Below are 15260 nucleotides of genomic sequence, written 5' to 3'. Positions count from 1 at the left end.
GGCGCTCAAGCGCTGCGCGTCGACACAGGAGACTCACGCCATGCCTCACAAGGAAGGCAGTCTCGAGGCGCCGACCCGTCATGCTCTCGACTGGAAATCGGACGCTTTCTACGATCCGGAAGCGATCGATCAGGAGTTGACGCGCGTATTCGACATCTGCGCCGGGTGCAGGCGCTGTGTGTCGCTATGCGGCGCTTTCCCGACGCTGTTCGATCTGGTCGATGAAACGGATACCGGGGAGGCGCACGATGTCGACAAGGCGAAATTCGGCGCCGTGGTCGATCAATGCTATCTGTGCGACCTGTGCTACATGACCAAATGTCCGTACGTGCCGCCGCACCAATGGAACGTCGACTTTCCGCATCTGATGCTGCGCGCGAAGGCTGCCGCGTACAAACGCGGCGAAGTCGGGCTGCGCGACAAATTTCTGTCGAACACCGACGCGCTCGGCACATTTGCCGGCATTCCCATCGTCACTCAGACGGTCAACGCGGTGAATCACACGGGCGCGGCGCGCGAGCTGATGGAAAAGGCGCTCGGCGTCGACAAGGACGCGTGGCTCCCCGACTTCGCTGCACGCAAGTTTCGCAGCGCCGCGAAGAAGTCGCCGCAAGTGCAGACGAAGGACGGCGAGCGCACGCCCGGCAAGGTCGCGATCTATGCGACCTGCTACGTGAATTTCAACGAGCCGGGCATCGGACACGATCTGCTCGCCGTGCTCGCACACAACGACATCCCGTACGAACTCGTCGCGAGCGAGGCGTGCTGCGGCATGCCGTTGCTGGAACAAGGCAACCTGGAGGGCGTCGCGGCGAAGAAAGAGAAGAACATGCCTGTGCTCGCGCGGTACGCGCGTGACGGCTACGCGATCATCGGTGCGATTCCGAGTTGCGTGCTGATGTACAAGCACGAACTGCCGCTGATGTTTCCCGACGACGCCGACGTGCGCGCCGTCAGCGAAGCATTCTGGGATCCGTTCGAGTATTTCGTGTCGCGCCATCGAGATGGCCTGCTGAAGACCGACTTCAACACCCCGCTTGGCAAGGTGTCGTATCACGTTCCGTGTCATGCGCGCGTGCAGAACATCGGACGCAAGACGTCAGAAACCTTTGCGCTGGTGCCCGATACGCAGGTGACAGTGGTCGAGCGCTGTTCGGGACATGCAGGCACGTTCGGCGTGAAGAAGGAATTTCACGCGATGGCGATGAAGATCGGCACGCCCGTCTTCAAGGCGATGGCGCAGCCGCAGCCCGACTACATCTCTTCGGATTGCCAGCTTGCCGGTCATCATATCGAACAGGGTTTCGACGCAAACAGCTTGCCGAAAACACAGCTAGCCCATCCGCTCACATTGTTGCGCAAGGCATACGGCCTTTGATCTTCACTCTTCTGCGAGGACAAGAATGAGCATCGCGAGGAACTCCCTGTTGTCGCTGGAAAACTATGCGAAGGCGCGCAAGACCATGCGCGAGCAGATCATCGAGCACAAGAAGCGCCGCATCGTCAGGCTCGGCAATCATCTGACGTTCCTGTTCGAAGACGAGCTGACGATCCGCTATCAGATCCAGGAGATGCTGCACATCGAAAAGATCTTCGACGAAGAAGGCATTCAGGGCGAACTCGAAGCCTATCTGCCGCTCGTGCCCGACGGCAGCAACCTCAAGGCGACGATGCAGATCGAGTACGAGAACGAAGTGGAGCGGCGCGCCGCGCTGGCGCGCCTGATCGGCGTCGAAGACAGCGTGTTCGTGAAGGTGGACGGCGAAGAGCCTTCGTATGCGATTGCCGACGAAGACCTGGAACGCGAGAACAACGAAAAAACATCGGCGGTGCATTTCGTGCGCTTCGAACTGACGCCGGCTATGAAAGCGCGCCTGCGGGACGGCGCGGCGCTGATGATCGGCTGCGATCATCCGAACTATCCCGTCGACGTGCAGGCGATTCCCGACGACGTGCGCCAGTCGCTCGTCAAAGACCTCGCTTAAAGCGGCTTGCGATACACGACGAAGCCCGACAGGTCCGCGAGCTGGTCGTAAAGCTGCATGGCCGTGCTATTGGTTTCGTGCGTGAGCCAGTACACGCGTTCGGCACGCCCGGCCTTCGCCGCCGCATAGACGGCTTCGATCAACGCGCGGCCCACGCCTTTGCCGCGTTCCGAGTCGAGCGTGAACAAATCATGCAGATAGCACGTCGGGCCCGCCATCAACGTGCTGCGGTGATACAGGTAATGCACGAGGCCGACCAGCGCGCCGTCCGCACGTTCGGCCACCATCGCGTGCATCGGCTCGAGTCCGTCGAAAAAGCGCGCCCATGTAAGCTGCGTGATTTCGCGCGGCAGCGCCGTATCGTCGAAGCGGCCATAAAAGCGGTTGTAGCCGTCCCATAGCGGCAGCCATGCTTCGTAATCGGCGGGAACGGCGGGGCGGATCTTCACGGCTTGCGTCACGGCATGGGTCACGGCTTGCGCTCCTCGCTTATGTCGACAGGTATCGCCGAAGCATAGGGTTTCTGTGGCACCATTGTTAGCTCCACCCCGAAAGCAAAATATGGAGCCACGCAATTGGACTACGGGCTGCTGATGTCGAGCTTCGCGAGCCAGGCGCAAAGCCGCAAGCTCACGCAGCAAACGCTGCTTTACGAAAGCCTGCGTCATGCCATTCTGAACGGCGACATTCGTCACGGCAGCCAGCTCGTGCCGACGCGGGCGCTCGCCGAGCAACTGGGCATTGCGCGCAATTCGGTGCTGTACGCGTACGAACGGCTCGCGGAAGAAGGGTTCATCGCGGCCAGCCGTCATGGTTCGATCGTCAGTTGCGTGACGTTGCCTGCGGCGAATGCACAAACCGCCAACGCTCCGCCCGTCAGCCGCCTGTCGCGGCGCGTCGCCGGCTTGCCGCACGACCGCGGCGCGCGCGGCACGCAGTCGCCGTTTCAGGCAGGGGTCCCCGCGCTCGACGAATTCCCCGTTGCGCAATGGCGTGCGTCGATGGAACGCGCATGGCGCTCCGTCGATGCACGCGATCTCGGCTACGGTTATCACGCGGGGCATCCGTCGCTCAGGCGAGCGGTGGCCGGGTACGTGCGCGTGTCGCGCGGCGTGCGCTGCACGGCGGACCAGGTGTTCATCACATCGGGCACGCATACGAGTCTCGACCTATGCGCGCGCATGCTCGCCGATCCCGGCGACACCGTGTGGCTCGAAAACCCCGGTTATCACGGCGCGAGAATCGCGTTCCAGTCGGCGGGCCTGAACATCGTGCCAATTCCCGTCGATTCCGCCGGGATCGCGCCTACAGAGGACCACTGGCAGCGCACGCCGCCGCGCCTCGTCTACATCACGCCGTCGCATCAATATCCGCTTGGCAGCGTACTGAGTCTGGAGCGGCGCTGGTCGATCATCGACAACGTCGTCGAGCGCGGCGCGTGGATCATCGAAGACGACTACGACAGCGAACTGCGCCACAGCGGTCCGCCGCTGCCGTCGGTGCAAGGTCTGCGCGACGCCGCGCCCGTCGTCTATCTCGGCACCTTCAGCAAGACGATGTTTCCCGCGCTGCGTATCGGCTTCATGATCGTTCCTGCGAGTCTTGCGTCGGACATCGGCGGCGTGATCGGCGAGATGTCGCGGCAAGGGCGCGTCGCGGATCAGGTTGCGCTGGCCGATTTCATCGAAAGCGGCAAGTACGCGCGCCATTTGCGGCGCATGCGCCGCATCTACCAGCAGCGCCGCGAAGCGGTGGTCGGCGCGATCCACACGCACATGCGCGATCTCGTCACCGTGTCATCCGACGGCAGCGGCATGCATCTGACGATGCGGCTCGATGCGCCACTGCAGGACCGCGACGTGAGCATCGCGCTGCGCGAGCGAGGCATTTCGGTTTCGCCGTTGAGCACCTATTGCCATCGCGGCGAGGATGCCAGCCGCTTCAACGGCTTCATGCTCGGCTATGCGGGCGTGCGTCCCGACAGGGCGGACCGGCTGGTCGCGGAACTCGGCGCGGCGATCCGGTCTCTGACGCGAGACAACCAACTGGGAGAAACAGGATGAATCTGAATGAACCGCTGGGTGTTTTCGACGGCACGCAGGCCGTGCGCTTCGAACGTCTGCTGCCCGGCCCAATCGAGCGCGTGTGGGCTTTTCTGATCGAATCCGACAAGCGCAGCGAGTGGCTCGCGTCCGGCGCGATGCCGCCGCAGCCCGGCGGCGACTTCATCATGCACTTCGATCATTCGAAGCTGTCGGCGACGCCCGCAGTTCCGCCCGAGCCGTATCGGCAGTACGCGGGCGGACACGAATCGCTGCATCGGCTGTTGCGCCTCGAGCCTCCGCACGTGCTCGCTTTCACGTGGGGCAGCATTCAGGACACACTGTCGGAAGTGACGTTCGAATTGTCGGAAGCGGGCGATCAGGTGAAGCTCGTGCTCACGCATCGCAACCTGTCCGGGCGCGACGAGCAGCTCGACGTCGGTCCGGGCTGGCACAGCCATCTCGACGTGCTGCGCGAGCGGCTCAACGACCGCGCACCTGCATCGTTCTGGAAGCTGTTCGAGCAGATCAAGGCACGCTACGACGCGCTGTGAGGTTTGCGGGGCAGATGAGCGGCAAGTCAGACGTCCCCACGCGCCGGCTGCGTCTGCCGGGCCGCGAGTGAGATAATCGGCATCGCCCCAAATAATGCAGAGCTGGAGAATACCGTGAGCCGCATCGACAACCCCGCACGCGACCAGGAAGCCGGCGTCGCCGATTCCACCCAGGACACCACGCGCATCGACGATACGCGCATCGGCGCGGTGCGTCCGCTGATCTCACCTGCGCTGCTGCTCGACGAACTGCCGTGCCCGCCGGACGTCCAGACGCTCGTCGAGAAGAGCCGCGTCGAAATCGCCGACATCCTGCACGATCGCGACGACCGGCTGGTCGTCGTCGTTGGTCCGTGTTCGATTCACGATCACGATCAGGCAATGGAGTACGCGCACAAGCTGAGAACCGCCGCCGAAGCATTGCGCGATGACCTGATGATCGTGATGCGCGTGTACTTCGAGAAGCCGCGTACGACAGTCGGCTGGAAAGGCTATATCAACGATCCGCGTCTGGACGGCAGCTTCCGCATCAACGAAGGGCTGCGCCGCGCGCGTGAACTGCTGCTGGAGATCAGCGGCCTCGGCCTGCCGACGGGCACCGAGTTTCTCGATCTGCTGAGCCCGCAATACATCGCGGACCTGATCGCGTGGGGCGCGATCGGCGCACGCACGACGGAAAGCCAGAGTCACCGGCAGCTCGCGTCGGGCCTGTCGTGTCCGATCGGCTTCAAGAACGGCACGGACGGAGGCGTGCAGATCGCCGCCGACGCAATCGTCGCGGCAGCGGCGAGCCACGCTTTCATGGGCATGACCAAGATGGGCATGGCCGCCATCTTCGAGACGCGCGGCAACGACGACGCGCACGTCATCCTGCGCGGCGGCAAGAAAGGGCCGAACTACGACGCGGCGGGCGTCGAGGAAGCGTGCACCGCGCTGCGCAAGGTCGGCTTGCGCGAACAGGTGATGGTGGACTGCTCGCACGCGAACTCGAACAAGTCGCATGAGCGGCAGATCGAAGTCGCACAAGATCTGGCCAACCAGTTGTCGGGCGGCGACAAGCGGATCGTCGGCGTAATGATCGAGAGCCATCTTGAAGCGGGCCGTCAGGATCTGAAGCCGGGCGTGCCGCTTGCTCACGGTGTATCGATCACCGACGCGTGCATCGGCTGGGCGCAAACGGAGCCCGTGCTTGAGACGCTGGCGCAAGCCGTCCGCGCGCGCCGTCAACGCAACGCTTGAAAAGCAGGCCCGCCGGCGCGTTTCTTCGATTACGGGCAACATCGCGCAAGCTGTCGCAACAGTCGTGCAGCCTGGCGCATGGAGAGATATGACTACCGCGAACCAATACTCGAAGACCGCGCCGAGCCGCGCGGATGTCGACGCCATGACGGGCGTGACCGTCGTCGAATTCGGCACCGACTGGTGCGGCTACTGTCAAGCCGCGCAGCCCGTGATCGGCAACGCGTTCAGCCAGCATTCAGGCACGCGTCATCTGAAGATCGAAGACGGTCCGGGCCGGCCGCTCGGGCGCTCGTTCAAGGTCAAGCTCTGGCCGACGCTGATCTTCATGCGCGACGGTGTGGAAGTGGCGCGCGTCGTGCGGCCGACGGATGCCGCGCAGATCGAAGAGGCGTTCACGGCCACTGTGTGAGCGGTGGCGTCAACTCTTCGGGAAGTCGCCGAACAGGCTGTTGAGATCCTTCGTCTCTTCCGACAGGTTGTATTCCTTCTGCACGGCCTTGAGCGCATCATTGACGACGCGATCGAAGCCGATCGCATTGCCGAAATGCTGCATCGTCCAGTTGCAGCCGCTTGCGTCCGGTTCCTGCCATTGCGGACGCGGTACGCGAATCTTTACGCCATCCTCCACCACTTCCGGTGCGCGATGAATGCGCCGGCTCACCTCTTCCTGAAGCTGGGATGCGGTGCGTGTCTTGCGTAGCATATGAATCTCCGTGCGGTCCGAATACTGTCCGCGGACAGTCTAGCGCAACGCGCACTGCACAATCGACGATGGCAATCGCGCGCGCTTCACTCGAAACGCGCCCGATCGTGCGGCGCGTTGAAATCCTGCACCGGCCCGCGCGGCACGATACCCGTCGGATTCACCGATCGATGGCTCTCGTAGTAATGCCGCTTGATGTGCTCGAAATTTACCGTCGCCGCCACGCCGCGATGCTGGAAAATATCGCGCGTGTAAGCGGACAGATTCGGATAGTCCGCGATACGCCGTAAATTGCACTTGAAGTGCCCGAAGTACACGGCATCGAAACGGATCAGCGTGGTGAACAGGCGGACGTCGGCTTCCGTCAGCCGGTTGCCCGTCAGGAAACGCTGCGTCGACAGTTTCTGCTCGAGCCAGTCGAGCGTGCTGAACAACGGCATGACGGCCTCGTCGTACGCGGCCTGCGTGGTCGCGAATCCCGACTTGTAGACGCCGTTGTTGACGGTGTCGTAGACACGCGCGTTGATCGCGTCGATCTCGGCGCGCAGCGGGGGCGGATAGAAGTCGCCGGGCTCGGCGCCCATCTCGTCGAACGCCGAGTTCAGCATGCGGATGATTTCCGAAGACTCGTTGCTGACGATTGTCCGCTGATGCTTGTCCCACAGAATCGGCACCGTCACGCGTCCACTATAGTGCGGGTCTGCCGCGACATAGATATCGCGCAGGTACCTCGCGTGATTGAGCGCGTCGGGCACGACGCCCTGGCCGTCGGCGAAAGTCCAGCCGTCGCCGAGCATCAGCCAGTGCACGACCGATACGCTGATCATGTCCTCCAGCCCCTTCAACGCGCGCATGATAAGCGTGCGGTGGGCCCACGGACAAGCGAGGCTCACATACAGATGGTAGCGTCCTGCTTCCGCTTCGAAGCCGTCGCGGCCGCTCGGACCTGCGTCGCCGTCGGGCGTCACCCAGTTGCGAAAGACGGCGTCCGTGCGCACGAAGCGGCCGCCCGTCGATGCCGTGTCGTACCACTTGTCCTGCCATTGACCGTCGACTAACAATCCCATGTTGGTGCTCCTTGTATTCTTTCCCCGGCGCGCAAAGCGCCCGCCGCCGCGATATTAGCCGTGCGGCGAAGCATCGGCGCAAGACCCTATGATGGACCCCCGTCCGCGTTGCTGTACGATTTTTCCGTCCATCTCATTCTGCGGGTTCGAACATGTTGACCGACGAGGAGCTTGCCCCGCTTGAAGCGATACGCGAAAGTGGCAGCTTGTCGCGCGCCGCGGCTCGGCTCGGCTCGGCAAGGCAAGGCGCCGTCGACGGTCCCGGACGCGGCGGGCCAGCTCGAAAACGTGGTTTGATGCGCGGCCGTTCGATCGCCGCCGCTACTGGCTGCAATTGACGCTCGCATTGAAGGAATAAAGCGGCCGGGTCGGTCGTTCTGTTGATAAGACGATTGGCGGTGCGCCTCTTGTACGATGACACACCCGCCGGCTTGCACGTCGCTTTCGCCGTCCCTACCGATTACCAACTACAACGGCTCATGAACACATCGACTACTTCCCGCACGGCCACGCGCGACGGCATCGAGGCGCTTTCCACACCGGCCGATGCGTCCCGCTACACGCGCACGGCGATGATCCTGCACTGGCTGATCGCCGTGCTCATCATCGCGAATGTGGTTCTCGGTCTTTCCGCCGATTCACTGCCGGACGACTGGGTGCGTCCCGTCATCGACACGCACAAGTCGATCGGCATCACGGTGCTCGGCCTCGCGCTGTTGCGCGTGCTGTGGCGCGCGTCCCACCGGCCGCCGCCGTTGCCGCGCGAGTTTTCCGTCGTGGGAGCGCATGGCCGCGCATGTCGCGCATTTTCTGCTGTACTGCGTGATGATCGCTCTGCCGTTGTCGGGCTGGATGCACGACTCCGCATGGAAAGCGGCCGCAACACATCCGATGCATCTGTTCGGCGTGGTTCCGTTTCCACGCATCGGCCTCATCATGAATCTCGATCCCGCCGTGAAAGAGCCGCTGCACGACCGCTTCGGCATGTTGCACACGTATCTCGGCTATGCGCTGTATGCGCTGCTCGCGATGCATATCGGCGGCGCGCTGAAGCACGAGCTGCTCGACCGTCATTCCGTCGTCAAGCGGATGGTGCCGTGATGGATATCGACGTGATCGAAGATGCCACGCTGACAAACCCCGCCTTGGGCGACGTGACGCTGCTTGGCGCCCGTGCGCAACCGAAGCCGTCGCTGTGCGAAGCGCTCGCCGCGGCATCGCCGCGCATCAACCCGCGCAAGGGAACCTGGCAGAGCGCGCTCATTCATGGCAGCGTGAGCGCGCTGTGGCTGCTGCTGTTCGCGCGCGCGTTCTTTCTGCATGGCGCGCTCGCGTGGTCGACGGGCATTGCTTACGTGCTGTACGACACGCTGCTGCTCGCGTTCGTGACCGTGAAGACGGTGCCGTTGATTCGCCGCTCGTTGCCCGCGCACCATTCCGGCAGGGCCGCAAAGCTGCCGTCGATGGGCGTGATCGTCGCCGCGCACAACGAGGCGAGCGTGCTGCCCGTGACGCTGGCTGCGCTGCTGCGTCAGACGCAAGGCCCGGCGCAGATCGTGATCGCCGACGACGGTTCCAGCGACGGCACACGCGATCTGCTGATCCGCCGCTTCGGCCTCGTCGAGCCTTCGCTGGGGGAACTGAGCGCGCCTAGCAGCCATTACCCGCATCTGTACTGGCTGCGCGTGCCGCACGGCGGAAAGGCGCTCGCGCTGAACGCCGCAATCGAATTGATGACCACCGACGTCGTGATGACCGTCGACGCCGACACGCTGCTCGCCGATGACGCGACCTTCGCGATGCGCGCGGCTTTCGCGCAGTCGCCGAAGCTGGTCGCGGCCACCGGCATCCTCGTGCCCGTCTGCGACCGCACGGCGAGCGGGCGCGTGTTCGAGTGGTTCCAGACCTACGAGTACATGCGCAACTTCATCGCGCGTTTTGCGTGGATGCGGGCCGACAGCCTGCTGCTGGTGTCGGGCGCGTTTGCGTCGTTTCAACGCGAGGCGCTTGTCGCTGTCGGCGGATTCGACGCGCAGTGCCTCGTCGAAGACTACGAGCTGATTCACCGGCTGCGGCGCTATTCCGTCGATCGCGATCTTGGCTGGGAAGTCCGTGTGATCGGCGACGCGCACGCGCAGACGGAAGCGCCCGCGACGCTCGGCGCGTTCCTGCGCCAACGCCGCCGCTGGTTCGCGGGCTTTCTGCAAACCCAGTACTGGAACCGCGACATGACGGGCAATGCGCGTTACGGCACGCTCGGCCGGCTGATGCTGCCCGTCAAGGCATTCGACACGATGCAGCCCGTCTACGGCCTGACCGCCTTCGCGCTGCTGCTCGGCTTCGTGCTCGGCGGACACGGGGCGATCGTCGTGTCGATTTTCAGTGTGATCGGACTGAAGACGGCAATCGACCTCGCGTTCTACGTGTGGAGCGTCCATCTGTATCGCCGCTGGACCGGGCTCACGCGCGGCACGAGTCTGTCGATGGCCGTGGCTGCCGCGATTGCCGAGCCGTTCACTTTCCAATTGCTACGCCACACGGGCGCGGCGCTCGGCTGGCTGCAATTTCTACGCGGCGGAAAGACGTGGGGCAGGCAGCATCGGTCGGGTCTCGTCGGCGCGACGCGGGCCACGCGTTGAGCGTCGTTGGCGCGGGCGATGTATCGCGTCGTTGAGCGCGTTGCCGTCGCACCGAACATAAGGGCGGCGCTTCGGCGCCGCCCTTCGTTTTGCCTGATACGGACGGACAAGCGGTCAATCCGGTAACGTCTACCGGCACGCTACCTGCGGTCAGTCCTCATGATTCCCGGCGGCGACTTCTAGTAGACTTTAAGGGACATCGGTTTATCAACTATCACACCGGCTCGTCCCCGCGACCAGTCGACCGTTGTACCCGGGAGGCCTCGTTCATGCATGTAGTCGCTCCGTTGGACAGCAGTTCCGTCGATAACACCGCCAAACACGGCGTGCGCGATCTGCGCCGCGTCGACATCCATCCCGATCACTGGTATCCCCTCGCGTGGTCGCGCGAAGTGAAGCGCGGCAAGACGCACGCCGTGCGCTTTGCCGGCGAGCCGATCGTGCTGGCACGGACCGAGTCGGGCAAGGTGATCGCGCTGGAGGATCGCTGCGCGCATCGGCAGGTGCCGCTGAGCGGGGGCGTAGTGGACGGCGAGGCGATCCGCTGCGGCTATCACGGCTGGACGTATGACTGCTCGGGCAAATGCATCGATGTGCCATATCTGGGACGCGAGCGCCTGCCGAATGGTGTGCGAGCGTATCCGTGCTGTGAATCGGAAGGGCTGATTTTCGTCTTTCCGGGCAAGGCCGAGCTCGCCGAAACGACGCCGCTGCCGCCACTCGGCTCCGTCGCGAACAAGGCGTATAAGACGCGCCGTTTCGGCCGCGAGGTGGCTTGCCATTACTCGTTCATGCACGAAAACCTGATGGACATGAACCATCAGTTCCTGCATCGCAAGCAGATGGGCAAGATGCGCGCGCGTTCGCTAGGCCGGCGTCGCGGCGACGACTGGGTCGAAGTCGACTACACATTTGCGCGCGAAGCGGGTCAGCAGCCGATCGGCGAAGCGCTCGTGTTCGGGCAGAGCCGCAACAGCACGAGGGAAGATCACAAGGACGTGATGACGATCCGCACGCAATATCCGTTTCAGACGCTACAGATTCACACGTCGGACGGGACGCGCGTGATGGACCTGTGGATCTGCTATGTGCCGCTCGATCGCGAGCAGCGCACCAATCGCACCTTCGGCCTGCTGTCCATCAAGCGGCCGAAGATCGGTGCCTTGCTCGACCTTGCATGGCCGCTGCTGGTGTGGTTTACCGAGCGCATCTTCGCGGAGGACCGTTGGATCGTCGAACGCGAGCAGGAAGCGCACGACGCGCAAGGGGCAGACTGGAATCACGAAGTCTTCCCCGTGATCAACGAACTGCGCGATCTGCTGCGCGAGCGCGGCGCGCCGGCGGCGCGGCGGGTAATCCCGATCGAGCCGTCCGCGGAGTCGGTTGCCATCTGACGCTTGACGCAGCGTTGCGCTGCGTCTTGCCGTGATTGATCGGACCTTCAGGCGTTCCGACGTTCGGTGCCGTCAGTACGTCGCGTGCCGCGCACGTTCGACACTTCGACAATGCACTATGCTTGAGATGTCGCCCGGCTTCGGGCTGATGCAGCGTATTGTTCGAAGGAGGCTGTCTCATGTCCGAGGATGGCGACGCAATTCCGCCGATCGCGGATCTGCAAATCGTGTCGACGCGCGTGTTCGATTTTCCGCGCGATCTCGTGTTCGGCGCCTGGACGGACCCGGCGCATCTCGCGCACTGGTGGGGCCCCAAGGGCTTCACCAATTCCTTCCACGAATTCGATCTGCGCCCCGGCGGCAACTGGCGCTTCGTGATGCACGGTCCGGATGGCGTCGATTACAGGAACCACAGTGTATTCGTCGAGATCGTCGCGCCCGAGCGGATCGTGTTCGATCATGTATCTGGGCCTTACTTTCGCGTAACCGCGACTTTCGATGCGCTGAGCGACGCCCAGACGCGCATTACGTTTCGCATGCTGTTCGAGACGCCAGCCGTGTGCGCGCAGGTCAAGACATTTGCCGTCAAGGCGAACGAAGAGAACTTCGACCGTTTGCAGAAGGAATTGAAGCGGATGGCGTGATACTTTGCGCTGCGCTGCTTCTACGGCGTTATCAATGGACGACGCCCCTACGTTCTGAAGAACGTAGGGGCGTCGTGGTCGCCTCGCGGGCCCGAGCTTACGGCGGATCGATCGTTTGCATCGGGCCGCCGCGCGTCGTGTCGATTAAAAGCGCGATTAGAAGCGGTGACGCAGACCGACCGATGCCACCGTCTGACGGCGCGACGACGACACGCCCGTGGCGCTGCCGTTGTCGATGACGGCCGGGATCAGGTCGCCATGCGGCGAGCTGGTCAGCATGTACGCGCCTTGTGCGTAGATGTCCGTGCGCTTCGACAGCGCGTAGTCGCCTTGCAGACCAACCTGGTTAGCGTGGAAGTGGAAGTCGCCCGCAGCGCCGTTCGTGTACGTGTACGCGATGCCCAGGCCGAGAGCCGGTGTCAGGTTGTACTTGGCGTTCACCTCGTAGTTGTTCGTATGCAGCGATGCCGTCGAACCCGTGAAGTTGTCGAAGCGCGCTTGCGTCCATGCAAGGCCCATGACGGCCGGACCGAATGCGTAGCTTGCACCGGCACCGAACGAACGCTGGCGGAACGACACGTCCGACGGCACATCGACGAGGCCGGACAGGTCGACCAGATCCGAAGCGCCCTTGCTGTTCACGTTCGGGCTGTTGCGCTGCTGATAGCCGGCACCGACGCGCAGACCAGCGTTCTGATAGCCCGCCCCGAAGCTGTATTCGCGATTGGCGGCGAAGCTCGAGCTGTTCGAGAAGCCATACGTGCCGCCGAACGAGAAGCCGGCGTAGTTCGCGCTCGTGAACTTGATCGCGTTATTGGTCGGGATGGCGCTGTTGTCGTCCAGCATGTCCAGATTGCCCAGGTGCGCGAAGTTGCTGCCGCCCCAGCTGCCAACCGCCGTCACGGGCGCGAGGAAGTCATGCACTGCGTCGTACTGACGGCCCAGCGTGACCGTGCCGGCGTCGCTCGACAGACCGACGAATGCCTGGCGCGAGAACATCTTGCCCGCGCTTGCTTGCGAGCCGTTGTTCAAGTCGAAGCCTTGCTCCAACGTGAAGATCGTCTTCAGACCGCCGCCGAGGTCTTCGACGCCGCGCAGGCCAAAGCGGTTTTCGTCGATGGTGCCGCTGCCGAGCGCCCATTGTGCGTTGCCGCCGACGTTGCTGGTGTACGTGATGCCTGCGTCCAGCGTACCGTACAGCGTGACGCTGCTTTGTGCGTGGGCGACCGAGGCGAACGAGGCAGCCACTGCCGTCGCGATCAGAATCTTCTTCATGTGTGCTTCCTTCAGTTCAAGGGGCAATACGAGGCTTGAATACAAACGGACTGCGATGCATGCCACGTCCTGTACGAAGCAAGACAACTCAACTTGCCCTGTTTGGGGGAGGCGCAAGTATAGAAAGGCACCCTAACTATCGATTGATATTCGATCTGGAAATGGTTTATTTCCGAAAGGGAAAGAAAAGTCGATATAAGGGATAAGGGATTGATTTGATTTGTATTTTAATTCGGCAGCGGGCAATTATTTTTATTGGTATAAATGTTGGCGTTGTGATATGGCAACGAAAAAACGACAAGGATTTATTTGAGATAAGCCTCGGCGGAAAGCTGTGAAGCGTCGATCGCGACAGGTAGTCCCAAAGCGGCCTTGCCGGCCATATGAACGGCGGTCAAGGCTAAGAAGCAATGCAAATAAAGTGTGTCACAGATCAAATTTCCAGGTGAACTTTTTTATATCAATTGGATCGCTGGAGATCGACAAATAATTTAAAAATTAACAAATTGTGATTTTCTGAATGGCGAATCCGATGAGCTTGGAAAGCAAGATCGTTTCTTAAATTTGATGCAGGAGAATGCTGCAACACTATTTGACGGAAACAAAAGGCGTTAATCGGGGAGCAGCCGTTGTGCCGTTTCCGCCAGCGGAATGCCCATTCGGCCAGCACAGCTTTCCCGTCGGCGTTGCCACTTTGCTAGACTGCCTTCGCCGGCAGACCAACCGTTGCCGGCATCGCCCGCCGCGCCACCCGACTCACGAAGTACGGCATTCCTCGAACCCGGCGGCCCCGACAACCGGAACACGGAGTCCCCATGTCTTACATGCTGCTGATCGTCGAACCCACCGAACAACGTCAGGAACGCGGCGAAGTCGCGGGCCGCGCTGTTTACGACCGCATGCTGAAATATCGCGCGAAGCTGCAGTCGCGCGGACAACTGATCGCCGCGGAGTCGCTGTCGACCGTCAAGAAGGGTGTGCGCCTCGAAAAGCGCGACGGACAGACTCGCCTGATCGACGGCCCGTTTGCCGAAGCGAAGGAAATGATCGGCGGCTTCTTCCTGCTGAATGTCGATACCTACGAAGAGGCGTTCGCACTCGCCGAGCAATGCCCGGCCGCCGAGTGGTGCACGATCGAAATCCGCAAGGTCGCGCCGTGCTATGAATACTGAGTTTCTACTCGACAGGGGTTTTCCCTGGCGGCACTCTATGTCGATCTGACTGCGCGCCGCTCGTCGTGCAATGGAGAAGCCGACACAGGGCTTCCTTATCACGAGGAGAGACGGCGATGCGATTCATCATCATGGTGAAGGCCACGGCGGACAGCGAAGCCGGCAAGAAGCCGGCGCAAGCGCTGCTTGCATCGATGGCGACGTACCACGAAGCCTTGCAGAAGGCGGGCGTGCTGCTCGATGCATCCGGCTTGCAATCCAGTGCGAAGGGCTGGCGCGTGCACTATGCAAACGGCGAACAGACCATGACCGAGGGCCCGTTCGCTGATACCGAAGAGCTGATTGCAGGCTACACCGTGATTCAGGTGCGTTCGCGCGAAGAAGCGATGGAATGGTCGCGGCGCTTCCCCGCGCCGTTCGGCGAAAACGGGGACGGCGAGATCGAAGTGCGTCAGATGATGGACCTCGACGACTTCGAGCCTGGCCAGTCGATGGAGCGCTTTCGCAAGATCGAAGGGGCGAACCACTGATGTCGCCAGCGGC

General features: G+C 62.5%; 15 protein-coding genes and 2 pseudogenes. 13 read left to right on the top strand and 4 right to left on the bottom strand.

Going from position 1 to position 15260, the window contains the following annotated elements:
- The first annotated feature begins 40 nt into the window (after positions 1 to 40).
- The gene (locus BPHY_RS20730; protein WP_012403410.1) at positions 41 to 1378 is read left to right on the top strand and encodes a heterodisulfide reductase-related iron-sulfur binding cluster; all 1338 of its coding nucleotides are present in this window, start codon (positions 41 to 43) and stop codon (positions 1376 to 1378) included.
- Positions 1379 to 1403: 25 nt separating this feature from the next.
- A complete protein-coding gene (locus BPHY_RS20725; protein ID WP_012403409.1) occupies positions 1404 to 1985 on the top strand; it encodes a DUF3501 family protein in 582 nt (193 codons plus the stop codon).
- On the opposite strand, the gene BPHY_RS20720 is transcribed toward BPHY_RS20725, so the two are convergent.
- Complete coding sequence (locus tag BPHY_RS20720; protein WP_041765215.1) at positions 1982 to 2446, bottom strand: GNAT family N-acetyltransferase; 465 nt, start codon at positions 2444 to 2446, stop codon at positions 1982 to 1984. The two genes, BPHY_RS20725 and BPHY_RS20720, sit on opposite strands and share 4 nt — an antisense overlap.
- A 114-nt stretch (positions 2447 to 2560) precedes the next feature.
- Between BPHY_RS20720 and pdxR the strand changes: the two genes are divergently transcribed.
- From pdxR to BPHY_RS20700, 4 genes are all read left to right on the top strand, one after another.
- Positions 2561 to 4048, top strand: coding sequence for a MocR-like pyridoxine biosynthesis transcription factor PdxR (gene pdxR / locus BPHY_RS20715; protein WP_012403407.1), 1488 nt, complete (start codon positions 2561 to 2563; stop codon positions 4046 to 4048).
- A complete protein-coding gene (locus BPHY_RS20710) occupies positions 4045 to 4581 on the top strand; it encodes an SRPBCC family protein (RefSeq protein ID WP_012403406.1) in 537 nt (178 codons plus the stop codon). The genes pdxR and BPHY_RS20710 overlap by 4 nt, the downstream gene beginning before the upstream one ends.
- Positions 4582 to 4695: 114 nt before the next feature.
- On the top strand, positions 4696 to 5820 hold the full coding sequence (locus tag BPHY_RS20705) for a 3-deoxy-7-phosphoheptulonate synthase (RefSeq protein WP_012403405.1): 1125 nt from the start codon (positions 4696 to 4698) through the stop codon (positions 5818 to 5820).
- A gap of 88 nt (positions 5821 to 5908) precedes the next feature.
- Complete coding sequence (locus BPHY_RS20700) at positions 5909 to 6232, top strand: thioredoxin family protein (protein WP_012403404.1); 324 nt, start codon at positions 5909 to 5911, stop codon at positions 6230 to 6232.
- A 9-nt stretch (positions 6233 to 6241) separates the two neighbouring features.
- On the opposite strand, the gene BPHY_RS20695 is transcribed toward BPHY_RS20700, so the two are convergent.
- Both BPHY_RS20695 and BPHY_RS20690 read right to left on the bottom strand, forming a co-directional pair.
- Entirely contained in the window at positions 6242 to 6526 is a 285-nt protein-coding gene (locus BPHY_RS20695) for a hypothetical protein (protein ID WP_012403403.1), read from the bottom strand.
- 86 nt (positions 6527 to 6612) lie between these two features.
- A complete protein-coding gene (locus tag BPHY_RS20690; RefSeq protein WP_012403402.1) occupies positions 6613 to 7593 on the bottom strand; it encodes a glutathione S-transferase family protein in 981 nt (326 codons plus the stop codon).
- 152 nt (positions 7594 to 7745) lie between these two features.
- Between BPHY_RS20690 and BPHY_RS43235 the strand changes: the two are divergent.
- The 5 genes and pseudogenes from BPHY_RS43235 to BPHY_RS20670 all read left to right on the top strand — a co-directional run.
- Positions 7746 to 7939: pseudogene (locus BPHY_RS43235) on the top strand (helix-turn-helix domain-containing protein); the annotation flags it as partial.
- A gap of 133 nt (positions 7940 to 8072) precedes the next feature.
- Positions 8073 to 8694 (top strand): annotated as a pseudogene (locus BPHY_RS20685) (cytochrome b).
- On the top strand, positions 8694 to 10232 hold the full coding sequence (locus BPHY_RS20680; protein WP_012403400.1) for a glycosyltransferase family 2 protein: 1539 nt from the start codon (positions 8694 to 8696) through the stop codon (positions 10230 to 10232). Before BPHY_RS20685 ends, BPHY_RS20680 begins: the two are co-directional and overlap by 1 nt.
- A gap of 269 nt (positions 10233 to 10501) precedes the next feature.
- Complete coding sequence (locus BPHY_RS20675; RefSeq protein ID WP_012403399.1) at positions 10502 to 11626, top strand: aromatic ring-hydroxylating oxygenase subunit alpha; 1125 nt, start codon at positions 10502 to 10504, stop codon at positions 11624 to 11626.
- Positions 11627 to 11805: 179 nt separating this feature from the next.
- Positions 11806 to 12270 carry an SRPBCC family protein gene (locus BPHY_RS20670; RefSeq protein ID WP_012403398.1) on the top strand — a complete coding sequence of 155 codons (465 nt, stop codon included), beginning with the start codon at positions 11806 to 11808 and terminating at the stop codon, positions 12268 to 12270.
- A gap of 156 nt (positions 12271 to 12426) precedes the next feature.
- Here the strand turns inward: BPHY_RS20670 and BPHY_RS20665 are convergent, their stop codons facing one another.
- A complete protein-coding gene (locus BPHY_RS20665; RefSeq protein WP_012403397.1) occupies positions 12427 to 13545 on the bottom strand; it encodes a porin in 1119 nt (372 codons plus the stop codon).
- A gap of 815 nt (positions 13546 to 14360) precedes the next feature.
- Between BPHY_RS20665 and BPHY_RS20660 the strand changes: the two genes are divergently transcribed.
- On the top strand, positions 14361 to 14717 hold the full coding sequence (locus BPHY_RS20660; protein ID WP_012403396.1) for a YciI family protein: 357 nt from the start codon (positions 14361 to 14363) through the stop codon (positions 14715 to 14717).
- A 116-nt stretch (positions 14718 to 14833) separates the two neighbouring features.
- Complete coding sequence (locus BPHY_RS20655; RefSeq protein ID WP_012403395.1) at positions 14834 to 15247, top strand: YciI family protein; 414 nt, start codon at positions 14834 to 14836, stop codon at positions 15245 to 15247.
- Positions 15248 to 15260: the final 13 nt, after the last annotated feature.

The sequence above is a fragment of the Paraburkholderia phymatum STM815 genome, assembly GCF_000020045.1.
Classification (GTDB): Bacteria; Pseudomonadota; Gammaproteobacteria; order Burkholderiales; family Burkholderiaceae; genus Paraburkholderia; species Paraburkholderia phymatum.
Note: the sequence above shows the minus strand (reverse complement) of the source record. Positions and strands in the feature narration are given on the sequence as shown.